Source organism: Streptomyces sp. NPDC103540 (assembly GCF_055584445.1).
This window is the reverse complement of the sequence record NZ_JBVJMA010000003.1, coordinates 245,635-268,100: the sequence shown is the minus strand read 5'-3', so window position 1 is coordinate 268,100 and position 22,466 is coordinate 245,635. Positions and strand designations below refer to the sequence as shown.

Below are 22,466 nucleotides of genomic sequence, written 5' to 3'. Positions count from 1 at the left end.
GGCCGGGGTCGGGGCGGGGACGGTGAAGATCCGGTCCAGGTGGTGGCGCAGCACCTCGACGGCCGATTCGGGTCCGCGCTGGCCGACGAGGATGGAGGTGCCCATCGTCGCGGCCATCGCGAGCAGGCCGATCGCCTCGATCCGGGCGTCCGCTGCGGGATCGGCGGCGCCGTCCGCCTGCGCCCGGGCGATCAGCCCGGCCAGGGCGTCCTCGGCGGCGTCGGGGTTGGCGATGAACGACCGGTCGGCGAGGGACTCGTCCGTCACGGACAGGATCGCGTAGGCGCTGTAGAGGAGGTGGAAGGTGCGGCTCTCCTCGTCGGTGGGCAGCGAGGCCAGCAGCAGGGCCTCGGCGGTCTCGCGCGGGCCCGGGGCGGGCCCGACGGCGGCGAGGCGGGCGCCGACGCGGGCGGTGAAGCGGTCGGTCAGGTGCTGGAGCCCGTAGAGGAGCAGCTTCTCCTTGGTCTCGAAGTAGTACTGGACGAGCCGCAGGGACACCCCGGCCTCGGCCGCGACGTCGCGCATGCCGACGGCGTGCAGTCCGCGCCGTCCGGCGACCCGGACGAGCGCCTCGGCGATCTGCGCCCGCCGTTCCTCGTGGTCCACGCGCTTCGGCATGGTCTGCGGCTCTCCTGTTCGTCGGCCTCGGTGGGTCCCGATGGGTCCCGGTGGGTCCCGGTGATTTTCATGGTACCGCCGTACCAAGACAATGATACGGTCGTACCACGAAGAACGGATCCACCAGGAGGTGCCCCGTGCCCGTTTCCCCGTCCGCGCCGTCCCCGTCCCGTCCGCGCCGCGACATCGGCCGCTACGTCAACGACACCCTGCGCGACCGCTACTTCGCCACCTGCGACGCCCTCTTCGCGATGGGGGCGCCCATCCGCTCCGAGACCGACGTGGAGACCAGCTTCGGCACCACCCGCGTCTACCGGTTCGGCCCCACCGACCCCGCCGCCGAGTCCCGTACGCCCGTCGTCCTCATCCACGGCTCCGGCGGCTGCTCCGCGATGTGGTACCCCAACACCCCCGCGCTCAGCGCCGAACGACCCGTCTACGCCTTCGACACCCCCGGCGACCCCGGCCGCAGCGTCCATCGCGAACCCATGTGGCAGCCCGAGCGCGCCGCCCAGTGGATGGACGAGGTGTTCGAGGGCCTCGGCCTGGACCGCGTCCACCTCGTCGGGTCCTCCTACGGCGGCTGGCTGGTCATCAACCAGGTGCACCGCCGCCCCGAACGCCTCGCCTCCGTCACCGCCCTCGACCCGGGCGGACTGGAGAAGGTGGGCCTGCGCTTCTTCGTGTGGATCTTCGCCAGCCTCTTCGCCACCTTCGCGCCCAAGGCACTGCGCCCGCGCCTGGCCTCCTGGCTGGAGCAGCCCGTGCTGGTCGTCCCCGAGCTGCGCGTCTGGATCCAGGCCCAGGTCCGCGCCTTCCGGATCCGCCGACCCGCCCCGCTGCCGCTCAGCGACGCCGAACTGGGCACGATCCGCACGCCGTTCTACCTGATCATGGGAAAGCGCAGCCTGCTGGTGCACCCCAAGCGACAGCTGGAACGCGTCCCGCGCATCATTCCCGGGGCCCGCGCGGAGATCGTCGAGGGGACCGGACACGGCCCCCAGATCGACCACCCCGCCTTCGTCAACCCCCGGATGCTGAGCTTCATGGAGGACGTCGACTCCCTCGACCACGCCCGGTAGCCCGAACGGGTCCCGCCCCGCCCCACCCGATCCCGTGATCGTCGCCGACCGGTCACGAATGGAGAAGCCGGCGGGGAGGGGCCCGGACTAACGTTTCGGCCATGGACATCAGCATTCACACCAGCTTCCTCCCGCACGAGGACCCCGAGGCCTCCCTGGCCTTCTACCGCGACGTCCTCGGCTTCGAGGTCCGCAACGACGTCGGCCAGGGCAAGATGCGCTGGATCACCGTCGGCCCCGCCGGACAGCCCGGCACCTCCATCCTGCTGGCCCCGCCGGCCGTCGACCCCGGGATCACCGACGACGAGCGACGCACCATCGCCGAGATGATGGCCAAGGGCACCTACGGCTGGATCCTGCTGGCCACCCCGGACCTCGACGGCACCTTCGAGAAGATCCAGTCGGCCGGTGACGTCGAGGTCGTCCAGGAGCCGATCGAGCAGCCGTACGGCATCCGCGACTGCGCCTTCCGCGACCCGGCGGGCAACCTGATCCGCATCCAGGAACTGCGTTAGGGCCGGGCGGAGGTACCGCATGTGCCTCCCCGGATGGGGCGAGGCCCTGACCCTCGCCCGGCGTCGGAGCGACTTCGCCCGACTGCGCCGCGTCCGCGACCGCATCGACCGCGAGCACGCCCGGCCCTGGACGTCGAGGCGCTCGCCCGGGCCGCCGACATGGCGCCCCGCCACCTCAGCCGGCTCTTCCGCCTCGCGTACGGTGCCCAGCCCCACGCCTACCTGCTGGCCCGCCGCGCGGAACGCGCCGCGACGGCGGCCCGCCACGGCGTCACCGCCCCCCGCCCGGCCTGACGGGCCCGCCACGCCCGAACGGACCGGTCGCCGCCCTCGTCCGGGCGGGGCCCTCGCCCGAGGCGGGCGCCGAGCCCCGCGCGGCCGCGCTACGCGTCCGCCACCGCCCGCAGCGGATCCAGCGCCGCCGCCCGCCGCGCGGGGACGAACGCCGCGACCGCGCCCACCGCGAGCGACAGCAGGCAGACCAGGGCGAGGGTCCCCCAGGGCAGCACGAGCGCGTACCCCTTCATCGCCCCGTTGGCCAGCGAACCGACCGCCCAGGCGCTGAACACACCGCCCACCAGGCCCAACAGCGTGCCGAAGGCGGCGACGAGCACGGCCTCCGACCGGATCATCCGCCGCACGCCGGCGCGGTCCATGCCGAGCGCGCGCAGTACGCCGATCTCCCGGGTCCGTTCCGCCACCGACATGGCCAGCGTGTTCACGATGCCGAGCGCGCCGACCGCGACGCCCAGCGCGAGCAGCCCGTACATCAGGGCCAGCAGGTCGCCGACGCTGCCCGCCGCCTCCCGGACCAACGACGCCCGGTCCTGCACCTTCAGCAGCGGGTTGTCGCCCACCGCCGCCCGCAGCCGCTTCGCCGTCGCGTCCGACGTCGCCGCGCCCGCGGCCCCGCCGTCGGCGCGTACGAGGACCCGCTGCGCGGAATCGGGCCGGAAGGCGCTGCGCCGCACCTCGGAGCGGTCGCCGAGCGCGTCGCCCGCCGTCGGGTTGTCCTCGTAGACGCCGACGACGGTGTACGGACGCGGCTCCTGGTCGCGGCCCATGCGCGCGGCGAGCCGGTCGCCCGCCGCGAGGTGGTTCTCCCGGGCGAGGCTGCGGGACACCGCGATCCGCCCCGGGCCGAGGCCCTCGGCGGAGCCGCCGACGAAGTCCAGCCGCATGACCCGGTCCACGACGGCCGGGTCGACCCCGGACAGCCGGCGGACCATGCCGCCGGTGACGAGCGTGGAGTCCGCGACGGCCGTGGCCGTGCGCACCCCGGGGACGGCGGCCACCCGGCGCACGGCGTCCGCGTCGATGCCGTGGGTGGGGGTGCGGGTGCCGATCACCCAGTCGGCGGCGAGCCCGGCGGCGGCCTGCCGGTCCAGGGCCCGCCCGGTGGACTCCCCGATGACGGCGAGCCCGGCCACCAGCGCCGTGCTGATCATCAGGGCGGAGGCGGTGGCCGCCGTACGCCGCGGGTCGCGCAACGCGTTCTCGCGCGCCAGGTGCCCGACGAGCCCGGAGCGGCCCGCCGCCCGGCCCGTGGGCCGTCCCGCCGCCCGGCCCGTGACCCGGTCGGCCAGGGCGCCCGTCAGCCGGATCACCGGTCGGGCGAGCAGCGGCGCCAGCACGATCAGCGCGGCGATCAGGAGCCCGCAGGCGACCATCGCGTCCTGAAGGTTGTCCGTCGAGGCGTCCTTCGCCCCGGACAGTGACACCAGCAGGGCGGCGGCGAGGGCGAGCAGGGCCAGGCCCACGGCCCCCCGCACCCGCTGCCGGCCGGTCGAGGGCGGCTGTTCGGCCGAGCGCATCGCCTCGACGGGCGCGACCTTCGCGGCCCTGCGCGCGGGCAGCCACGCGGCGAGCACGGTCACTCCGACCCCGACGGCGAGCGCGGCGACGACGGGCAGCGGTCCGATCACCAGCGGGCCGTTCGGCAGCGCGTCCCGGTCGGTGCTCAGCAGGCCCGGCAGGGCGGCGGCCACGCCGAGCCCGAGGAGGAACCCGGCCGCCGACGCGACCAGGCCGAGGAGGGCCGCCTCGACGAGGACGGCGCCGGACACCTGCCGGCGGGAGGCGCCGATCGCCCGCAGCAGGGCGATCTCACGGGTGCGGCGGGTCACCAGCACGGTGAAGGTGTTGACGATCAGGAACGACCCGATGAAGAGGGACACCCCGGCGAAGAGCAGCGGCAGTTTGGTGTAGCCCCGGGTCAACGTGTCCACGAGGACGGCCTGTTGGGCCGCGAGCGCGGCGCCGGTGACGGCTTCGGCGCGGTCTGCCGGCAGGGCGGCCGAGACCCGCGCGGACAGTTCCTGCGCCGGGGTGCCGGGCGTGGCCGCCAGGTCGATTCCGGTGTAGCGGCCCGGGGAGGCGAACAGCCCCTGAGCGGTGGCCCGGTCGAACAGGACGAGGGTCCCGCCGGCGGTCACCCGGCTGTCCGAGGACCGGACGAGGCCGACGAGCCGTTTGCTCATGACCGGCCCGTCCGTGGCCAGCCGGACCGTGTCGCCGAGCGAGAGCCGGCCCGCCGCGGCCGTGCCCTCGTCCACGACGATCTCGTCCGGGCCGGCGGGGGCGCGGCCGGCGACCAGCGGGTGGCGGCCGTCCGCGCCGTCCGCGCCCGGTACGTAGGCGCCGGCCAGGTTCGAGCGGGCGTTCCCGGCCCGCAGCGGAGCGCCGTCCGCGTCGGCCAGGGTGGCCGAGCCGTCGGCGTTCGGGCGTACGGAGGCGACGCCGGGCAGGGCGGCCAGCTTCCGTACGAGCGCGTCGTCGAGGGCGGTCGCGCCCCGCTCCTCGACGGATTCGGCCGGGGAGCTCTTCGGGCCCACGGACACGGCGATGTCCGCGAAGTCCTTGGAGGTCGCGGCCCGGTGGGCCGCGGCGGAGGAGTCCGCGAAGACGAGGGCGCCGCAGACGAACGCGACACCGAGACAGACCGCGAGCACGGTCATGGCCAGACGGGCCTTGTGCGCGAGGAGGTTGCGCAGGGCTGTTCGCAGCATGGGGAGCTTTCGGGAGGAGGAGGCGTGGAGGGGCACGGGGTGGCCGGGCTCGGGAGCCGGGCTCGGCGGGCGACTCGGCGGGCGGGGCTCAGTGGCCGGGGCCGGGGCCCGCGCCCTCGGCCTCGGCCTCGAACCGGAGCATCCGGTCGAGCACGGCGCCCGCGGTCGGCTCGCGCAGCTCGTCGACGAGCCGGCCGTCGGCGAGGAACACCACCCGGTCCGCGTGCGCGGCGGCCACCGGATCGTGCGTGACCATCACCACCGTCTGCCCCAACTCCCGTACGGAGTCGCGCAGGAAGCCGAGGATCTCGGCCCCGGAGCGCGAGTCGAGGTTCCCGGTCGGCTCGTCGGCGAAGACGATCTCGGGCCGGGAGAGCAGCGCGCGGGCCACCGCGATCCGTTGCTGCTGCCCGCCGGACAGCTCGGCGGGACGGTGCCCCAGTCGGTCGCCGAGCCCGACGGTGGCGACGACGGTCTCCAGCCAGTCCGGGTCGGGCGCCCGCCCGGCGATCCGCAGGGGCAGGGTGATGTTCTCCAGGGCCGTGAGGGTGGGCAGCAGGTTGAAGCCCTGGAAGACGAAGCCCACCTTGTCCCGGCGCAGGGCGGTCAGTTGCCGCTCGTTCAGCGAGGACAGCTCGGTGTCGCCGATGCGCGCGGAACCGGACGACACCGTGTCCAGTCCGGCCAGACAGTGCATCAGCGTGGACTTCCCGGAGCCCGAGGGGCCCATGACGGCGGTGAACCGGCCCCGGGCGAAGTCGACGCTCACCCCGTCCAGGGCCGTGACGCGCGTCCCGCCCTTCCCGTAGACCTTCGTCAGGCCCGTGGCGCGGGCGGCGGGTTCGGCGACGGGACGCGCCGCCTGGGCGGCGCCGGGGTACGGGGAGAACTGCGACACGGGGATGCTCCGAGCGGTGCGAGGAGGGGGGACTCTCCCATCGTCACCGCCCTGACCTGCGCGGACATCGGCCTGCGGGCTGGAGCCGGCCTCTGCCGAAAGGCCGGGCCGGCGGGGCGCTCCCCGCCTTTGGACAGAGGCCGCGACCGGGCCGCCCCCGGTCCGCCGCCCCCCCGTCCTCGGTGTCAGGAGGCCAGGCCCGACCGGTGGGCGAGGAGCGCCGCCTGGACCCGGCTCGTCGACCCCGTCTTCTCCAGGATCGCGCCCACGTGCGTCTTCACCGTGCCGATCCCGATGCCCAGCCGGTCGGCGACGTCCTGGTTCGACAGGCCCTCGCCGAGCATCGCGAGGACCTCCCGCTCCCGTGCGGTGAGGCGGGCGATCCGCTCGTCCCCGAGCGCGCGCTCGGCGGGACCCGGACCGGCGCCGCCGCCGTCCAGCATCCGGCCGATCACCGAGGCGGTGACGCCCGGGGACAGCACGGCGTCCCCGCCGGCGGCGGCCCGTACCGCGCTGATCAGCTCCTGCGGGCCCTCGTCCTTCAGCAGGAAGCCGGTGGCTCCCTCCCGCAGCGCCCGCAGGACGTTGTCCTCGTCGCCGAAGGTCGTGAGCATCACCACGCGCGGCGCGGGATCGAGCGCGAGCAGCGGCGCGATCGCGGCCAACCCGTCGAGGACCGGCATGCGGATGTCGACCAGCGCCACGTCGGGGTGGTGGGCGGCGGCCAGGTCGACGGCCTGCCGGCCGTCGGCGGCCTCGGCGACGACGTCGATGTCGCCGGCGTGCCGCAGGATCAGGCGGACCCCGGCCCGGATCATCGCCTCGTCGTCGGCGAGCAGGACGCGGATCGGACGGTTCGGCTCGGTCACGGGGTCTCCCAGGGCGTGGTGTCCCGGACCGACGGCACGGGAAAGCGGTCGATGGCGATCAGCCGCTGCGCGGCGTCGAAGCAGTAGCGGGCGACGACCAGCCCGTCCGGGCCCGACTCGGTGGCCCCGTTGAAGGGGTACACGCAGCCGGCCGTGCCGGCCGGGCGCGGCGGTTCGTGCCCGGTGGCGGCGGCCCGCACGGCCTTGTTGTCCAGGACGCCCGTCGCCGCCACCTCCTGGTACGTCATGCCGACGCGCGGCAGCGGAGCCGGACCCGAGGGACCGGTCGGCCGTACCGCGAAGACGAAGGCGACCCCGAGGACCATCAGCACGCACAGCGTGAGCAGCCCACAGACGAGCAGTGCCCCGGCGGTACGACGCTCGGCCGCGCCGTCCCCCGTACCGTCCCCCGTCCCGGCCACGGCCCCTCGCGGGGCCGCCGGATCCGGGTCCTCCCCCGGTGCCGGGTCCTCGCCCGGTGCCGGGTCCTCGTCCGGTTCCGCCGGTACGGACGCCACCACCCGGAACCCGCCCGACGGCAGCGCGCCGGCCTCCAGCGTCCCGCCGAGCAGCTCCACCCGTTCCCGCAGCCCGGCCAGCCCGCGCCCGGTGCCCAGGCCCTCCCCGGCGGACGCGGGCCCCGCCGGGGCGCCGTTGCGCACGGTGACCCGTACCCGCCGCGCGTCGTGTTCCACGGACACGGCGACGTGTGCCTCGGCGGCGTACCGGTGCACGTTGGTCAGGGCCTCCCGCACGACGCGGTGCACCGCCCGGCGCACGGGCGCGGGCCGGGCGTCGAGGTCCGGCCCGGTCCAGTCGAGCCGTACGGCGATCCCCCCGTCGCGGGACTCCGCCACCAGCGCCTCGACGTCGGCGCGGGTGCCCGTCGCGTCGGTGAGCGCGTGCGGTCCCGTGTCCCGGCCGAGCGGGCCGAGCACCCCGAGGGCCTGGCGCAGCTCGCGCATGGCGTCCCGGGTGGTGCGGCGTACCAGCACCGCCTCCTCGCGCAGTTCGGGCGCGGCCCGCTCCAGCGCCAGTTCCAGCCCGCCGGCGTGCAACGAGACGAGGCTCAGCCGGTGCCCCACCAGGTCGTGCATCTCGGCGGCGATCCGGGAACGCTCGTGGGTGCGGGCCTCGCTGTCCGCCAGCCTGCGGGCCCGTTCCGCGGCGTCACCGCGCTCGCGCAGCGCCCGTACCAGCCGTTCCTGCTGCCCCCGGGCCGTGCCGACGAGGCCGGGCACGATCACGGCGGTCGGCGCGAGCACCAGGCCGAGGGCCAGCCCGTACGCCGGGGAACCGGGCCCGAACCCGCTCCCGGCCGCCGTGGCCGCCGCCACGAGCGCGGCGCCGGAGCCCGCGAGCAACCGGGCCCGGACCGACCGGCGGGCCACCACGTACGCCGCGCCGGCCGTGACGGGCCCGAGGACGGGCGCGACCCCGGCCAGCGCGGCCAGCACCGGCAGCACGGCGGCGGCCGGCAGCCGGCGCCGCAGCGCGAACAACCCGACCCCGGCGACGAGCAGCGCGAGCTGCGCCCGCGGACGCTCCAGGCAGTGGAGCAGCCCGAGCGCCACGTACACCCCCAGCCCGGCGAGGGCCACGCCGATCGTCTCCGCGACCGCGCGACCGGGGGCGAAACGACGCAAAACGCTGACGACCGGCACGCTGCCCAGTATCGACGCCCACCCGCCCCGGAACATGCCCCCACGGACCGAACCCCACCTCTCCCGAAAGGCAGAGGCCCGCCCCCGAACCGTCCCGGACCGCCCGGATGGGCGGGCGCTCAGGCGGGTGGGGCGGACCAGGTGACGAGTGGCGGGCGGACGGCGGCGCACAGGGGGAGGCCCTGGGCGTCGGTGAGGCCCAGGCGGGCGAGGAGGGTGCCGGAGCGCGTCGCGGCCGCGACGGTGTCCGGGTCGATGGCGTCGAGCATCAGCTTGGCGCGGCGGAACATCGCGAAGTTCCCGGCCTCGTCCACGTCGCCCCAGGTCAGGTAGATGAACCGGCCGGCCGGGCGGCCCTGGACGCAGGGGCCCCTCAGGTCGAGGCCCGCGTCGGTCGGCGTCGCCGTGCACTCCAGCGTCCACGTCGCCGCGTCGGCGTCCGCGGGCCGCGGGTCCAGGAGTTCGCCCGGGGGAGTGCGCCGTTGGACCGCGACGTGGATGTTGCCGTAGCCGGGGAAGCCGGGGCGCGCGGCGCAGGCCCGGCCGGGGAGGTCGTTCGCTTCGATCCGAATCCGCATGCGCCCATCCTCACCCGTACCACGCCGGGCGGTCCGTCAGCCCGCCGGCCGGAGCTCGTACGACCTCACGAGGCGGGCCAGTTGCCGGCCCGCCGCGTGCAGGGGCTCCTCGCTGCGGTTGACCTGGGCGGTGACCTCGGCGCCCTCCAGGGTGCTGATGACCGTGCCGGCGACCTCCCGGGCGGTCGCCGCGTCGAAGCCGGCCGTCAGGAGCTTGTCGTGGACCAGGGCGGTCCAGTCGCGCAGGGCGTCGGCGCAGGCCCGCTGGATCTCCGAGTCGGTGCCGAGCGTCTCCAGGGCCGCCGCCGTGACGGGGCAGCCGTCGATCCAGCCCGATCGGCGCAGCTCCTCGGCGAGTTGGCGGGAGCAGGCCAGCACGGCCTCGGCGGGATCCTCCTCGCCGGCCAGCGCCCCCCGCAGCAGCGCGGCGAACTCCGCGCTGCTGTGCGCGATCGCCGCCACGGCGACGGTCTCCTTGCCGCCGGGGAAGAAGTGGTAGACGGAACCGAGCGTCGCCTGGGCCTCGTTGGCGATCTGCTTGATGCCCGTACCGACGTATCCCTGGCGCTGGAGCAGGCGCGCGGCGGCGACGACGATCCGGTCGCGGGTGGTGTTCTGCATGGGCTCACCGTACCCGGCAATTGAGTAGAGCGCTCGTTCTAGAACTGTGCTACCTTCTGTCCAGCCGCTGGATAGAGCGCTCGTTCTAGTCCAGGCATCCGAGCCGGCGACCACGTCGGCGACCACACATGGGGGATCAGTCATGAGCAGCACCCGTCAGTCCGTCACCGTCATCGGCCTCGGCCCCATGGGCCGCGCGATGGTCGAGGTGTTCCTGGACCGCGGCTACGAGGTCACCGTCTGGAACCGCACCGCGGCCCGCGCCGCCGACCTGGTGGCCCGCGGCGCCCACCTCGCGCCGACCGTCGCCGAGGCCCTGGACGCGAACGAACTCGTGATCCTGAGCCTCACGGACTACGCGGCGATGTACGACGTACTGGAGCCCGCCACCACCCGGCTCACCGGCAAGGTCCTCGTCAACCTCAGCTCCGACACCCCCGAGGAGGCCCGCAAGGCCGCCCGCTGGGCCGCCGAACGGGGCGCCGTCCAGCTGACCGGCGGGGTCACCGTCCCGCCCTCCGGCATCGGCAAGGCCGAGTCGTCCACCTTCTACAGCGGCCCCCGCGAGGCGTTCGACGCCCACCGGGCGGCGCTGGAGGTCGTCACGGGCCGGGCGGACCACAAGGGGGAGGACCCGGGACTGGCCGCGCTCTTCTACCAGATCGGCATGACCATGTTCTGGACCTCGATGCTGAGCTACTGGCAGGCGACCGCCCTCGCCCGCGCCAACGGCCTGACCGCCGGCGACATCCTGGAGCACGCCGTCGACACGGCGAACTCCCTCCCCGGGTTCCTCACCTTCTACGCGGAGCGCATCGACGCGGGCGTCCACACCGGCGACGTGGACCGGCTGGCCATGGGCACGGCCAGCGTCGAGCACGTCCTGCACACCCACGCCGACGCGGGCGTCGACACCACCCTCCCGGCCGCGGTCGTCGACCTCTTCCGCCGGGGCATGGAGGCCGGCCACGCCGCGGACAGCTTCTCCTCCGTCGTGGAGCTCATGACGAAGCCCGCGTAGGGTCCGGGCCACCGCCCTCCCGCCCCCTGATCACGTCAACCGCTCGCCGCGGGCGCCGAGATACCGGTACGAAGGACACACACGGCGTCGAGACCGCCCGCTCAGCCCCGTTCGCCCTCGCCCTCGTCCTCCTCCTCGGTCCAGGCCCGGAGCTTCTCCGGATTGCGGACCGCCCAGATGCGGGCGATGCGGTCGCCGGCGAGGTCGAACGCCGCCACGGTGACGGTGCGGCCCGCGCGCTGGGCGACCAGGCCGGGCCGGCCGTTGACCGTACGCTCCAGGAGCGCCATCCCGGGCACCTTGTCGGCGATGTGGATCAGGTACTGGGCGATCTGCTCGGCGCCCTCGACCGGCCGCAGGACGGTGCCGACCATGCCGCCGCCGTCGGCGGTCATCGTGGCGCCGGGGTCGAGGAGGCCGACGAGGGCCTTGATGTCCTTGGCCTCCCACGCCTCCTTGAAGTCCCGCACCAGCCCGGCCTGCCCGGCCGTCGCGGCCGCCGGCGTCCGCGCGGCGCCGATGCGCCGACGGGCCGACGACGCCAGCTGCCGGCAGGCCGCCGGCGTCCGGCCGACGATCCCCGCGATCTCGGCGAAGGGGTAGCGGAAGACGTCGTGCAGGACGAACGCCACGCGTTCGGCCGGGGTCATCGACTCCAGTACGACGAGGAAGGCCATGTGCACCGACTCGTCCAGGGTGACCCGGTCGGCGGGGTCGGCCGGCTCGGCCCCGCCGCCGCCCGCCGCTCCGACGGACCACTCCGTACGGTCGGGCAGCGGCTCGGGTATCCACGCGCCGACGTACCGCTCCCGCCGGGCCCGGGCCGAGCCGAGCATGTCCAGGCAGACGCGGCCCGCCACCGTCGTCAGCCAGGCGCCGGGGGACTCGATGGCCTCCTGCTGCCGGCGCGACATCGCGTACCAGCGCGTGTACGTCTCCTGCACGGCGTCCTCGGCCTCGGCCAGTGAACCGAGCAGCCGGTAGGCGAGGTTGATCAGCCGGCGCCGTTCGTCGACGACGGCGCTCAGCTCCGGCTCGGATGGGGTGCTCATGGTCGTGATCGCTCCCTGTGCTTCTCGTTCGCTCGCGCCCGCCACTTCGGTACCTCGACCACCTCGACGAAACGGCACCCCGAAAGGTCAGGTCCGCCGGCCCACCTCACATTTCGAGGAGCCGCGTCGTCGTACCACCGAGACACCACGATCCGCCGCCGCGAGGCAGAAGAGGGGACCGCGTCATGGCCACACACACGACGACGACGGCAGTACCGGGCAGAGTCACGTTTCCGCAGGTTGCCATGGCCCTGCAGACGTTGGCCCTCTTTTTCCAGGCGGTCACCGCCGGAATGCTGCTCTCCTCGTCCCACGGCTACGCGCTGCACGACGCCGGATCGAAGGTGATGTACGGCGCCTCGATGCTGTACGTCGTCGCCGCGGTCCTGGCCTGGCGCCCGGGCGGCGGCTCACCCCGCCCCATCCTGTACGCGACCGGCTTCCTCGCCCTCGCTTCGGCACAGGTGGTCCTGGGCGTCGCGCACGTGTCGTCGCTCCATGTCCCCCTGGGCGTCCTGATGTTCGGCCTGAGCGTGACGGCACTGCTCCGCATGCTCTCCGCCCGCCGCACCGCCGCCCGACCGTAACGACCCCCGCACCACGCGGCAGGCCCGGGCCACCGACCTGGGCCTACTCCCGAGCGCGGCGAACCTGAAGAGATTTCCGGTGGACGAGGCGGCACACCCCCGCACTTCGACGAAAACGAGGCCGTCACCGCCACCACGGATCGCCGACCGAACGCCGTTGCCGTCGTCCTGGACGATCCGACCCGTGAGGGTCCCCTGATCCGCCTGAGGCTCCCGCTCCCCGCAGCCTGAGCGTGCATGCCCTTCGTTGTCGTACAGGTCGCAGGGGTGGCTGATGGCGACCGTGTTCGGGCCGCAGGACCGGCGGCGGCCACGAACCGTGTCCACAGGCCGGCCGGATGGCCAGGCCTTCGGGCATCCGCAGGAGCGAAGTCACGCGCAGACCCGCCGAGGGCTCGGGCACGTACGCCGACCTCAGGATGGGTGGAAGTCGAGGAGCGTCTCGGTGTCCGGATGCTGCCAGGGGAGCGTGTCGTAGCTTCTGACTTGCCACTCTATGTGGGCCTCGGCCTCGTCGATGAGTTCTGCGGCGTCGTGGACGACTCCACCGTGTGTGCGGTCCCGCCCGTCGTGCACGGTGTCCCACATGCTCTTCTTGCTTTGGCGGGTGGAGGGTCCCTGTTCATTGCTACCGAACCCCGTGAGCTTGCTGTTCCAGACTGGCTGATAGCCGACGCGGAGCCCGTTTTCACCCAGGTCCGCGTGCACGTCCGGCAACAGCAGGGCCCGAAAACAGAACTCCGAGAGGGGGAGACCGCCTTGGGAGATCGAGATCCGGTGCTTTCGCAGGCGGTTATGGAGGGGGTACTTTTGCCGGACTCTCGCTCCAGTGGCGCTGTTGCTAGCGCCCTGCCCTACGTAAACGGGGATCTGGAGACTCTTGAGAGGGAGGTAGAGTTCCACACTCTCCCCCCTGTAGTAGATCGCGTACAGACCGGAACCCTCGAATTTCGCGATCTCATGGGCCATGGACACAAGTGGCTGGCGTTCAAGGGTCTCGCAGATGGTGTTCGCGATCTGCATGGTTGACAAGGGGTCGAACTCGGAGGGCGTGTATTCGGCCGACATGGCTTCCTGTTCGTGTTGAAGATGTTGTCGGATCGGCCGCGCGGCGGCGGGCCCAAGAGGGCGTGATCGCGTTCGCTGCGGAGCTTGAGACGTCACCACTCGACGTCGAACGTGTCCTCGGCGGTCATCTCCTCGAGGGACGCCTCGGGTACGGCTTCGATCGCGTCACCGGATCGGTAGTACCGCCAAGCGCTCTTGTACTCGTTGGGAGAGTCCGCGTACATGATCACGTAGCCCATGAGCGCGGTGATCTGCCATTCCTTGGGGAGTGCCGCCGACACCAAGAGGAACGCCTCGTCGGCGGTGAGGCCAGCGGGCGGCACACTTAGCACTTCTAGTTTCGAGCGCGGCGGCTCGGAGTACCGGAAGTTGTAGGGAAGCCCGCCCTTGAGCGCTTTGAGGAGAGCGTGCAGCGTGGTGTCGCCGGGCCGAATCCCTTCGACGGGCCTGTCCAAGTCGATCGGATACACGACGTCGAAGTGGTTCTTCTTCAGGATCGTGCTGTCGCGCTGGCGACCGGGGTCCTTGTTGCCGAAGCCGTTGTTGTTCCAAGGGATGCCGCCCTGCCCCTTGTGGTGACTGATGAGGAGCTGCTCTGGTGCGAGCGCGGAGAAGTCCTCTGCGACATACAGACAGGAGAAGGCGACGTTCATCAAGTCGAGATTGCGTCGGCCCGAGAGTTTGCGCAGGTGGTTGCGTAGCCGACCGGGGAGGGTCTTGTCGGCCTTGCCGACGTAGACGAAGTCACCGTCGAGGTAGAGCTGGTACACGCCGGGCCGCTCATCGAGCAGCACGAGGGTTTCTTCGGCTAGTGGGGCCCGCCCCAGGTGGGACAGTGCTTCGGACAGCTGATCGCCAAGGGCTTTGGTGATACTCAGTCGGAAGTCGTCGTGGTAGGCGCCCCGGCCGTTGGGCATGGCTGCTGCCGGTGTCATTCTCCCCGCCCCTTCTACGGTCTTGATCACCGCGAAGACTATGGTCTTGCTCACTTTCAGGCGAGCCAATCGAGTGAAAGTAGTGCCTGGATGGGCCGCTCCGCGGTATGGTTCTCTCATGGTTGAACAGGCAAAAGACACACAGGCTCCGCGTACGAGTGTTGAGCTGTTCGCGGGTGGGGGCGGCCTCGCCATGGCGGTTCACCAAGCGGGCTTCCGTCCGCTCCTGTTCAACGAGTTCAACAAGCGCGCCTGCGAGACCCTCGTGGCCAGCGCGCAGAAGACCCTTGGCGTCGACGGTCTGCTGCTCTCCGACGGGAAGAAGCCCGAACCCCCGAAGCCCGGCCAGCCCGCGCCCCTCTATCCCGGAGACGTTCGCGACCTCGATCTGGGGGCCCTTGAGGGGAAGGTCGACGTGCTGGCCGGTGGGCCGCCGTGCCAGCCGTTCAGTGCGGGTGGCGTCGCCAAGGGCGACGAGGACAAGCGCAATATGTTTCCCGCCATGTTCAAGGCCGTTCGCGAGATGAGGCCGAAGGCGGTCATCTGTGAGAACGTCCGCGGCCTGCTGCGCCCTTCGTTTGAGGGGTATTTCGAGTACATCCAGAACGAACTGCGTCTTCCCTTCGAGAAGCGGGATGACGAGGTCAAGTGGCAGGCGCACAACTCGCACCTGCAGGGCATCCTCGGAAAGCTGTCCGACGAAGACAGCGACCCGGATCACTACAAGGTCGTCATGGTGCCGGTCAACGCGGCTGATTACGGAGTGCCTCAGGTACGCAATCGCGTTGTCCTCATCGCTTTCCGGGCCGACCTCGGAGTGGACATCGACGCGTTCACGAAGGACGTCAACACGCCGAGGTTTTCCGACGCGGCGCTGCTTCGGTCTATGCGAGATGAGGACGGCGAGTACTGGCGGCGTCACGGCGATGTTGTGCCGGACTATGTGCGTGATCAGGTTCGAGCGAACCTGCCCAAGGTCATCAAGGAGGACGACTGCCGCCCGTGGCGCACGCTGCGTGACGCCATCCAGGGATACGGCACGGACGTGAGACTTCCGGCGCTGCCGCCCGTGGACCTTGACCAGCTCGCGGAGTACCGCCGAGGCCCCGGCCCCGACTTCGGTAAGAGCGTCGGCATCGCCGATCACTTCGGCTGGCCTGGCGCTCGCATCTACAAGGGGCACACCCCGAATGGACTCGATCGGCCGGCGAAGACGGTCAAGGCCGGTGTGCACGGTGTACCCGGCGGCGAATCGGTGATGTTGCTGGACGACCGTGTTCGCGACTCCGATTCGCCTACTGGTTGGACCCACCTCCACCGTTACATGACGGTTCGCGAGACCGCCCGAGTCATGACCTTCCCGGACGAGTGGCTCGGATCCGGCCCCCGCGGAGAACAGATGCGGCAGCTGGGCAACGCGGTTCCCGTCGTGCTCGGTGAGTTCTTTGCCAACGCCGTCGCCGAGGCCCTTGCGGCGGCGGGACACTAAGAGCATGCCGCAGACAGGGTGGAAGGAGCAGCTACCACCGGAGCGGGCGTATAAGCGTCGGTCTGGCTCTATCGCGCCGGCGGTGGAGCAGGACCGTGCCGCTGGAGGCCGTGGTCGGCGCAACATCGCCTTGGGGGATGGGCGCTTCGCGAGGGCCTCGATCAGCCTCCGGCTCTACAGGAGCACGCGGCGCATTCGCGCTTATCTGCGCTGGTCGCAGGATGGAAAGACCCAAGAGAAGTACGTCTGTGAGGTCGAGCACGACTCCAGGCGGGAGAACCTGGTCGAGGCGTGGCAGTGTGCCTGGGACAAGCGACTCGTGACGGAGGAACCGCTGCCCTCGCAGTCGACTGCCTCCTCACCCGAGGTTCGTGCCTCCATGCGGGGCAACCGAGGAAAGGACACAGGGCCGGAGCTGGCCCTGCGTAGCCTGCTCTATCAGCGAGGTCTGCGCTATCGAGTGGACGCGAGGCCACTCGCGGAGATTCGACGCAGGGCGGACCTCGTCTTCCCCCGCGATCGGCTCGCGGTCTTCGTTGACGGCTGCTTCTGGCACGGCTGTCCAGATCACTACCGCCCAGCTGTGAAGAACGCGGACTTCTGGCGCGACAAGATCGACGGCAACCGGTCCCGCGACGCCGAGACCAATGAAAAGCTGCTCGCTGCCGGATGGACGGTCGTCAGGGTTTGGGAGCATGATGATTCTGCCTCGGCGGCGGATCGTGTTGAGCAGACGCTGCGACAGCTTCGGCTCGGCACCCCGGAGAACACTTCTGCTCCGAGGGGCAGGTGACCTCCCCCTCGGTGGTGGCACGAGGTGCATGACGCGGGTGGGGCATAGGGCCGACTGCGAGCAAGAGCGGCATTCGGCCATCGCCTCCGCCATCGCTGTTGATCCGTTGCGAGGTGCCCATGAGCTCCCTATTCTCGTGGGCAACGCGTTGCTGGAGACGAGTAGCCAAGGATCACGCGAGCAGAGAGAGCCGCCGGTAGCTGGGAAGGCGGACTCGCGCCCGAGGTGAAGATCCTCCTGAGCGCGGGGAGGAACGGCCGCCAGGCCCAATGTCCGGCCGGGTCGCCCCCGTCATCGGGCTGAATGAGGCTGTTGCCCTCGGGTGGCGGCGAAAGTGCGGTGGTACCGCGAGTTCCCTTCTCGCCCGCACTCCCAAGGGATCATGACGACGCCCCTGAAGGGCTGCGATGATCCACACCACGAGCCGCGTTCTGACCTCTGACCTACGCGGCCACATCGACCGGATCGTCTCTGTCTCCGGCTGCAGCGTAAGATGCAGTTCGTGATCCTGCGCGACCACTCCGGCATGGTCCAGGTGACCCACAAGCGCGACGGCGGCCCGCTGGAGGAGCTGCTCGAGTCCCTCACCCCGGAGTCCGCCGTACGGATCACCGGGCGCGTCGTGGACGCGGCCCAGGTCAAGCTCGGCGGTCTGGAGCTCGTCCCCGAGTCGGTCGAGGTGCTGAACCTGGCGGAGACCCCGCTGCCGATCGACGAGCACACCGGGCCCGAGCACCGGCTCGACTGGCGCTTCCTCGACGTGCGGAAGCGGGAGACCGCGCAGCTGGTGTTTGCGGTGCAGACGACCCTGGAGCAGGGGCTTCGCGAGTACGCCATGGAGCACGGGTGCACGGAGATGCACACCCCGAAGCTGATGGGGACCGCCTCGGATTCCGGGGCAGAGGTGTCCAAGCTCGGGTACTTCGACCGGTCGGCCTACCTGGCGCAGTCGCCGCAGTTCTACAAGCAGATGGCGGTGGCCGCTGGCATCGACCGGGTCTTCGAGATCGGCCCCGTCTTCCGGGCCGAGCCGTCGTTCACCTCCCGGCACGCGACCGAGTTCACCGGCGTGGACGTGTAGCTGTTGTGGATCGACGACGTCGAGGACGTGATGGCCTTCGAGGAGCAGATGCTCGCCCACGCTATCGCCAAGGTGGCCGAGGTCCACGGTGAGCGGATCCGCGAGGTCTTCGGGGTCGAGGTCGCGGTTCCGGAGACGCCGTTCCCGCGGATCACTATGGCCGAGGCGCAAGAGGTCCTGCGGGCCGGCGGCTGGGACCCGGAGTGGGCGAAGGAGGACCTGGACCCGGACGGTGAGCGTCGGATCGCCGCGCACATGAAGGAGCAGACCGGGCACGAGTTCGCGTTCATCACGCACTACCCGGCGAGCATCCGGCCCTTCTACCACATGCGCCCGGCGGACCGGTCGGACCTGACGCTCAGCTTCGACCTGCTGTGGAAGGGCCTGGAGGTCACCACCGGTGCCCAGCGCGAGCACCGCTCCGACGTCCTGCTGAAGCAGGCGGAGGAGAAGGGCATGAGCACCGAGCCGATGCAGGACTACCTGAACATCTTCCGCTTCGGCTGCCCGCCCCACGGCGGCCTCGGCGCTGGCCTGGGTCGGATCCTCATGGTGATGCTCGGCCTGGACTCGATCCGTGAGGCGGCCTTCCTCTTCTGCGGACCGAACCGCCTCACCCCCTGACGTAGCCGTACGTGCCGCTGCCCCCGCCGCCGGTTCGGCGGTGGGGGCAGCGGCAGGGCCGTGATCAGTAGCGGGTGTGTCCCAGGTCGAAAGTCCACGCCTCGGCCGGGTACTTGTCCCAGTGGGACCGGAGGGCCAGCTCGCGGTCGGCGTACCGGCCCTGGTGGCACAGGCCACCGTGGGACAGCGTGACGCTGAGCGCCAACGGGGACTCGGCGGTGACCCAGTGCGGGGTCAGAGCGTGGTTCCACAGCTAGTCACCGGGGTACATGGTCACCGACTGCCGCTCGGCCTCGTCGTGCGCTGGCGGTTCCTCAGCAGTGGTCCCCCCAATGATGGCGGCTTCAGCCGTCAGGTGCTTGTCGGGGTTGTGGTAGCTGTGGAAGGTCTTGGTGCCGTGGACCTGCCAGACGAGGCCGTGCGAGTCGTTGTGGTACGTCGACGCGGCTCCCTGGGAGGACAGGAAGAAGATGGGCGCCTCCATGCGGCCCGAGGAACTGGCCGAGCTGCGACGCACCGACGTTGACCTCGACGCGGGCTCGGTCCGCGTGCGCAGGGCCGCCCCGGAGCTGAACACGGGCCACAGGGTGATAGGAGAACCCAAGTCCCGTGCGGGAAAGCGGGAGATCATGCTGCCCAGCTTCGTGCTCCTCGACGTCCGCCGGCACCTGGAGTGGTTCGCAGAAGACGGACCCGACGGCCTGGTCTTCGTGGGCGAGAAGGGCGAGCCCCTTCGCGGTACGTCCTTCGGCCGAAAGTGGCGCAAGGCCCGCGAGGCGGTCCGCATGCCGAAAGAGTTCCGCTTCTACGACCTGCGCCACACCGGGAACACCCTCGCTGCCGACACCGGCGCCAAGCTGAAGGACCTCATGCTCCGTGCGGGCCAGTTCTCGGAGCGGGCCCAGCTGATCTACCAGCACTCCACGAAGGAGCACCAGCGCCGCCTCGCCGAAGACATAGACGCCACCGTCCGCAGCCAGACAGCGAGCGGGGCTCATGGAAGAGCAGGGAGCGTTGCCGCGAACATGTTGCCTCTGTCTGCAAGGTCGACTCATTCGGATCTTGCCGGTTGAGCCTGCCTCGTCCAGGCACCGAGCATCGCGACGGAACGAGAATCACGATTGCTGAGCTTGCCCATGTGCCCCGCGAAAGTGGCGAGATACGATGTCGGGCGGCGTGGGTCAAGCAGAGGGTGCGGGAAAGTCCTCGTTTCGTCGGGCACACGCCCCGAGGCCTGGCCAGGTCACCGCCCCTTTTCCACAGCCATGCGGGCGAGGAGCTTGACCACGGGGAGGTCGGCGGCAACCGCGTCCACGCTGGGGCCGAGGTCGTTCAGGATCAGGTCTTGCTTCCCGTGGGCCAGCCCGTTGCGGAGAGCGTAGAGGTGCTTGGGGATGTCGATGGCTGCGGTCCGGAGCGCTTCGATCCGTCCAAGTGCCCGTTCTCGGAGGGTCTCGAACACGTCGATCGGGTCCTCGGTCTTGTTCAGCGGGAAGTCTGACTCGAACGTCTGCAAGGATCCGAAGTCGTAGTCGCGCAGTTCATCCAAGTTGGCCTCGATGAATGCCTTCCCGTTGTCCTTGCACGGCCATTCAAGGACTCGATAGAGGCCGAGGTACTCGGAGAGGAAGTCAACCTGCCGGAGTGTCGCGGAGTAGAGGGACAGGGCCTCCTGGCGGCCTTCGAACCGGTCCTCGAACCGCGTGAGGGGGTCGCCCTCGATTGCGTACCGGAGGGTAAGTCCGCCCGTATACCGGAGCGCGTGCGCGTGCTCTACAACGGCTGCGAGGGAATCACGGTAGTAGTGGCTAGGGTCCTCCCGAGCCCTCCAATGCCCGATCGCCTCGTACGGCGGCGGGGTGTCCCTCCTGTACGGCAGGACGGTAGTGGGGGAGTCGTGATCGAACGCGAGGCAGTCCGCGAAGAACAGGGTCTGCCCCAGGGAGGCGTGGTCGGCGTTCGGGTCGTACTGCCCATCCGTGGACAGAGGGATGGGCATGAACAGGTGCTCGTAAGGGTCTTCAACGATGGCCCATCGGTCATCTGCCGCGAACCCCTCGCCGACGCTCAGCCCTGAGGCGCATATACCGAAGGTGGCACGTTCCCAGTTGATCACGGCACCGATCGTAGGTCCGGCCTTGCCCCGGTGGGGCTGTTTTCGCACTTGCCTGTTGCTGCGTGGGCTGCGGTCAGTTGTCGTCGGCCGATAGATCGAGGAGACGTACCCGCCGCCGCTTGGCCGGCGCGAATGGCTGCGCTGTGATTTGGTCTTCGCCTCCCTCCTCTGCGGTCACGATGGCGGTGATCCGCGAAGCCGGCATGGTCACCTCGGCAGCCCCGAGAGGCACAGGCTGTCCGAAGATCTCCACGGTGAAGTCCGGATCCTTCAGTGCTAGCTCGATCCGTTCGTCGACCTGTAGGTACTGCGCGGCAGCCTCGGGGAGGTCCCTTGGACGGGCAAGGGTCCAATGCTTCAGCGTGGGCGGTACTTCGACGCTGAGGCCACGGAGGAGTTCGCATGCCCTTTTGATGCTTGCTCGGTCGCCCGGAGAGATGTGCTCCGGAACACCGAAGGGGGTGCCGGTACGCCGCTGGACCTCGTCCAGCTTTTCCATGAGGAGGATCTCGTCGTCCAGCGCCTCATCACTGACCGTGTCGTCGTCCACGGTGCCGCACAGCACGGAAGGGCCCACGGGTGTGTTCTGCAAGTGCATCTGGAACCGATGTGGGGCCCGGGCCAGCCGTGCGAAGCGAAGGAGAGCCAGCCTCTCACTGGGGTGCAGGCCCGGGACAGGGGACATGGACAAGCTCGTATGGGCTGTCCGGTTTTGCGCGTCCAGCCGAAGACTGATCTTCAGCGAGCCTGTGCGATCCGTCCCCGTAGCGACTGCGCCTCGCCTCCCCCTGTGGCGTGCCTGCAGGTCTACGGGGAGGGAAGCCAATCGTCGGCCGTTCTCGTCCTCGATCAAGGCGCGTGCAGCGATGACGGGGCCGGATGCGTCGCTAGATCCCAGGCGAAGAAGCGCGGATGGGTGTGGGGGCTCATTTTGAATTCCGAGGCCGGCTGGAAGGTCCAGGACCAGCCGGGTGAGGTGGTCGCCAGTGAGCTCAACGGGATCACCGAAGTCCAGAAACTGCTCCCACGCGTCACGCGCATCCCGCCCTTCGGGAGTGTCGGGAAAGGCCGCGCTGAGGCTGAGGGTGGTCGGCCGGTCTACCTCGGCTCCACGGTACGCCGGTTCCATCGAAATGCGTTCGCCGGACGGGCCGACCGTCACGGAGAACCGGTAATGAGGCTCGATCTCGTTGAGCTGCGTGACTGCATCCCCGACGCGTGCGAGCGCCTCCGGCCCATCTGCGACAGCGACGTGCTGGCCTTCAGCGAGCCGGTGCAGGACCTCTCTCGTGGTCCAGAAGCCCCCCTCGTGGAGGTAATAGTGGGCGAATGCTGGCTGTTCCAGCTCCCGCGCCTTCAGCCAGTTCAATCCGTACCAGCTCAATGGGAACGGGTAGCGACCGCGGAGTCCGTCGAACCACTCCAGCTCTGCAGGGCTGGGGTCGATGGGGACCACGAGGGTCCAGCTCGTCGGCTGGTGACCCGCGGCGCGCGCCAGCGAGTTCTCGATCTTGCGGCGGCGGCCGTGGTCGACCCGGCCTGTGAACGACTTCATCTCGTAGATCGAGAGGAGGCCGTCATCGGATCGGAACAGTGCGTCCCGCCCCCCATCACCCCCTGCCCCGTCGACACGGAGCACCTCGGGGTTCAAGAGGTTCAGCAGGACGGCAGCCGCCGTCTCGTAGGCGTCCGCCTGCTGCGCTACAAGTTCCCAGCGCGATGGACCACTCGTCATGGCGCCCTCCTGCGGACAGTCTGCCGTGCAGAGGCGGCGTCAGAGGGTGAATGCGCATCCCATGGCAGGGCCGCGTCGTGGGCTGTGAGCGGAAGCCCCTCAACCTGACGCC

Annotated in this window: 19 protein-coding genes and 4 pseudogenes; 9 read left to right on the top strand and 14 right to left on the bottom strand. The window is 70.9% G+C overall.

The window, feature by feature from the left end:
• Window positions 1–6: 6 nt before the first annotated feature.
• Window positions 7–618 (bottom strand): annotated as a pseudogene (locus ACZ6ZI_RS09225) (TetR/AcrR family transcriptional regulator); the annotation flags it as partial.
• Between the two features lie 137 nt (window positions 619–755).
• Between ACZ6ZI_RS09225 and ACZ6ZI_RS09220 the strand changes: the two are divergent.
• From ACZ6ZI_RS09220 to ACZ6ZI_RS09210, 3 genes and pseudogenes are all read left to right on the top strand, one after another.
• Window positions 756–1,700 (top strand): alpha/beta fold hydrolase, encoded by a 945-nt coding sequence (locus ACZ6ZI_RS09220; RefSeq protein ID WP_469518136.1) that lies wholly within the window; start codon window positions 756–758, stop codon window positions 1,698–1,700.
• Between the two features lie 101 nt (window positions 1,701–1,801).
• Complete coding sequence (locus ACZ6ZI_RS09215) at window positions 1,802–2,215, top strand: VOC family protein (RefSeq protein WP_363053680.1); 414 nt, start codon at window positions 1,802–1,804, stop codon at window positions 2,213–2,215.
• 19 nt (window positions 2,216–2,234) lie between these two features.
• Window positions 2,235–2,485, top strand: a pseudogene (locus ACZ6ZI_RS09210) (AraC family transcriptional regulator); the annotation flags it as partial.
• Between the two features lie 113 nt (window positions 2,486–2,598).
• On the opposite strand, the gene ACZ6ZI_RS09205 reads toward ACZ6ZI_RS09210, so the two are convergent.
• The 6 genes from ACZ6ZI_RS09205 to ACZ6ZI_RS09180 all read right to left on the bottom strand — a co-directional run bounded on the left by ACZ6ZI_RS09205 (window position 2,599) and on the right by ACZ6ZI_RS09180 (window position 9,853).
• Window positions 2,599–5,223, bottom strand: coding sequence for an ABC transporter permease (locus ACZ6ZI_RS09205; protein ID WP_469518133.1), 2,625 nt, complete (start codon window positions 5,221–5,223; stop codon window positions 2,599–2,601).
• Window positions 5,224–5,311: 88 nt separating this feature from the next.
• Complete coding sequence (locus ACZ6ZI_RS09200) at window positions 5,312–6,121, bottom strand: ABC transporter ATP-binding protein (protein ID WP_469518131.1); 810 nt, start codon at window positions 6,119–6,121, stop codon at window positions 5,312–5,314.
• Window positions 6,122–6,306: 185 nt separating this feature from the next.
• Window positions 6,307–6,990, bottom strand: a complete 684-nt coding sequence (locus ACZ6ZI_RS09195) for a response regulator transcription factor (RefSeq protein ID WP_363053685.1) — start codon at window positions 6,988–6,990, stop codon at window positions 6,307–6,309.
• The gene (locus ACZ6ZI_RS09190; protein WP_469518129.1) at window positions 6,987–8,654 is read right to left on the bottom strand and encodes a sensor histidine kinase; all 1,668 of its coding nucleotides are present in this window, start codon (window positions 8,652–8,654) and stop codon (window positions 6,987–6,989) included. The genes ACZ6ZI_RS09195 and ACZ6ZI_RS09190 overlap by 4 nt, the downstream gene beginning before the upstream one ends.
• A gap of 119 nt (window positions 8,655–8,773) precedes the next feature.
• The gene (locus ACZ6ZI_RS09185) at window positions 8,774–9,232 is read right to left on the bottom strand and encodes a DUF5990 family protein (protein ID WP_469518127.1); all 459 of its coding nucleotides are present in this window, start codon (window positions 9,230–9,232) and stop codon (window positions 8,774–8,776) included.
• Window positions 9,233–9,268: 36 nt separating this feature from the next.
• Entirely contained in the window at window positions 9,269–9,853 is a 585-nt protein-coding gene (locus tag ACZ6ZI_RS09180; protein WP_469518125.1) for a TetR/AcrR family transcriptional regulator, read from the bottom strand.
• Between the two features lie 142 nt (window positions 9,854–9,995).
• On the opposite strand from ACZ6ZI_RS09180, the gene ACZ6ZI_RS09175 reads away from it, so the two are divergent.
• Window positions 9,996–10,874, top strand: a complete 879-nt coding sequence (locus tag ACZ6ZI_RS09175; protein WP_469518123.1) for an NAD(P)-dependent oxidoreductase — start codon at window positions 9,996–9,998, stop codon at window positions 10,872–10,874.
• A gap of 101 nt (window positions 10,875–10,975) precedes the next feature.
• Here the strand turns inward: ACZ6ZI_RS09175 and sigJ are convergent, their stop codons facing one another.
• Complete coding sequence (sigJ, locus tag ACZ6ZI_RS09170; RefSeq protein ID WP_469518121.1) at window positions 10,976–11,926, bottom strand: RNA polymerase sigma factor SigJ; 951 nt, start codon at window positions 11,924–11,926, stop codon at window positions 10,976–10,978.
• A 185-nt stretch (window positions 11,927–12,111) separates the two neighbouring features.
• Between sigJ and ACZ6ZI_RS09165 the strand changes: the two genes are divergently transcribed.
• Complete coding sequence (locus tag ACZ6ZI_RS09165; RefSeq protein ID WP_469518119.1) at window positions 12,112–12,513, top strand: hypothetical protein; 402 nt, start codon at window positions 12,112–12,114, stop codon at window positions 12,511–12,513.
• Window positions 12,514–12,927: 414 nt separating this feature from the next.
• Here the strand turns inward: ACZ6ZI_RS09165 and ACZ6ZI_RS09160 are convergent, their stop codons facing one another.
• Together ACZ6ZI_RS09160 and ACZ6ZI_RS09155 are read right to left on the bottom strand one after the other, a co-directional pair.
• A complete protein-coding gene (locus tag ACZ6ZI_RS09160; protein WP_469518116.1) occupies window positions 12,928–13,581 on the bottom strand; it encodes an Eco29kI family restriction endonuclease in 654 nt (217 codons plus the stop codon).
• A gap of 92 nt (window positions 13,582–13,673) precedes the next feature.
• Window positions 13,674–14,546: a GIY-YIG nuclease family protein gene (locus tag ACZ6ZI_RS09155; RefSeq protein WP_469518115.1), complete on the bottom strand. Its 873-nt coding sequence runs from the start codon at window positions 14,544–14,546 to the stop codon at window positions 13,674–13,676.
• 88 nt (window positions 14,547–14,634) lie between these two features.
• On the opposite strand from ACZ6ZI_RS09155, the gene ACZ6ZI_RS09150 reads away from it, so the two are divergent.
• The 3 genes and pseudogenes from ACZ6ZI_RS09150 to aspS all read left to right on the top strand — a co-directional run bounded on the left by ACZ6ZI_RS09150 (window position 14,635) and on the right by aspS (window position 18,503).
• Window positions 14,635–16,005 carry a DNA cytosine methyltransferase gene (locus ACZ6ZI_RS09150; protein ID WP_469518113.1) on the top strand — a complete coding sequence of 457 codons (1,371 nt, stop codon included), beginning with the start codon at window positions 14,635–14,637 and terminating at the stop codon, window positions 16,003–16,005.
• A 4-nt stretch (window positions 16,006–16,009) separates the two neighbouring features.
• The gene (locus ACZ6ZI_RS09145; protein ID WP_469518111.1) at window positions 16,010–16,798 is read left to right on the top strand and encodes a very short patch repair endonuclease; all 789 of its coding nucleotides are present in this window, start codon (window positions 16,010–16,012) and stop codon (window positions 16,796–16,798) included.
• Window positions 16,799–17,205: 407 nt separating this feature from the next.
• A pseudogene (gene aspS / locus ACZ6ZI_RS09140) lies at window positions 17,206–18,503 on the top strand (aspartate--tRNA(Asn) ligase).
• Window positions 18,504–18,567: 64 nt separating this feature from the next.
• Here aspS and ACZ6ZI_RS09135 read toward each other — a convergent pair.
• Entirely contained in the window at window positions 18,568–18,708 is a 141-nt protein-coding gene (locus tag ACZ6ZI_RS09135; protein WP_469518109.1) for a hypothetical protein, read from the bottom strand.
• A 48-nt stretch (window positions 18,709–18,756) separates the two neighbouring features.
• Window positions 18,757–18,987, bottom strand: coding sequence for a hypothetical protein (locus tag ACZ6ZI_RS09130; RefSeq protein ID WP_469518107.1), 231 nt, complete (start codon window positions 18,985–18,987; stop codon window positions 18,757–18,759).
• Here ACZ6ZI_RS09130 and ACZ6ZI_RS09125 point away from each other — a divergent pair.
• A pseudogene (locus ACZ6ZI_RS09125) lies at window positions 18,980–19,576 on the top strand (tyrosine-type recombinase/integrase); the annotation flags it as partial. The gene ACZ6ZI_RS09130 and the pseudogene ACZ6ZI_RS09125 sit on opposite strands and share 8 nt — an antisense overlap.
• A gap of 170 nt (window positions 19,577–19,746) precedes the next feature.
• On the opposite strand, the gene mauJ reads toward ACZ6ZI_RS09125, so the two are convergent.
• Both mauJ and ACZ6ZI_RS09115 read right to left on the bottom strand, forming a co-directional pair.
• Window positions 19,747–20,619, bottom strand: a complete 873-nt coding sequence (gene mauJ / locus ACZ6ZI_RS09120) for a methylamine utilization protein MauJ (RefSeq protein WP_469518105.1) — start codon at window positions 20,617–20,619, stop codon at window positions 19,747–19,749.
• Window positions 20,620–20,692: 73 nt separating this feature from the next.
• Window positions 20,693–22,354 (bottom strand): hypothetical protein, encoded by a 1,662-nt coding sequence (locus ACZ6ZI_RS09115; RefSeq protein ID WP_469518103.1) that lies wholly within the window; start codon window positions 22,352–22,354, stop codon window positions 20,693–20,695.
• Window positions 22,355–22,466 lie beyond the last annotated feature (112 nt).

Bases quoted from the DNA above. Each gene is read 5' to 3' on its own strand.
- ACZ6ZI_RS09165 (WP_469518119.1), top strand. From the start codon at position 12,112: ATGGCCACACACACGACGACGACGGCAGTACCGGGCAGAGTCACGTTT.
- ACZ6ZI_RS09115 (WP_469518103.1), bottom strand. From the start codon at position 22,354: ATGACGAGTGGTCCATCGCGCTGGGAACTTGTAGCGCAGCAGGCGGAC.
- ACZ6ZI_RS09160 (WP_469518116.1), bottom strand. From the start codon at position 13,581: ATGTCGGCCGAATACACGCCCTCCGAGTTCGACCCCTTGTCAACCATG.
- ACZ6ZI_RS09180 (WP_469518125.1), bottom strand. From the start codon at position 9,853: ATGCAGAACACCACCCGCGACCGGATCGTCGTCGCCGCCGCGCGCCTG.
- sigJ (WP_469518121.1), bottom strand. From the start codon at position 11,926: ATGAGCACCCCATCCGAGCCGGAGCTGAGCGCCGTCGTCGACGAACGG.
- ACZ6ZI_RS09185 (WP_469518127.1), bottom strand. From the start codon at position 9,232: ATGCGGATTCGGATCGAAGCGAACGACCTCCCCGGCCGGGCCTGCGCC.
- ACZ6ZI_RS09175 (WP_469518123.1), top strand. From the start codon at position 9,996: ATGAGCAGCACCCGTCAGTCCGTCACCGTCATCGGCCTCGGCCCCATG.
- ACZ6ZI_RS09130 (WP_469518107.1), bottom strand. From the start codon at position 18,987: ATGGAGGCGCCCATCTTCTTCCTGTCCTCCCAGGGAGCCGCGTCGACG.
- ACZ6ZI_RS09205 (WP_469518133.1), bottom strand. From the start codon at position 5,223: ATGCTGCGAACAGCCCTGCGCAACCTCCTCGCGCACAAGGCCCGTCTG.
- ACZ6ZI_RS09145 (WP_469518111.1), top strand. From the start codon at position 16,010: ATGCCGCAGACAGGGTGGAAGGAGCAGCTACCACCGGAGCGGGCGTAT.
- ACZ6ZI_RS09215 (WP_363053680.1), top strand. From the start codon at position 1,802: ATGGACATCAGCATTCACACCAGCTTCCTCCCGCACGAGGACCCCGAG.
- ACZ6ZI_RS09150 (WP_469518113.1), top strand. From the start codon at position 14,635: ATGGTTGAACAGGCAAAAGACACACAGGCTCCGCGTACGAGTGTTGAG.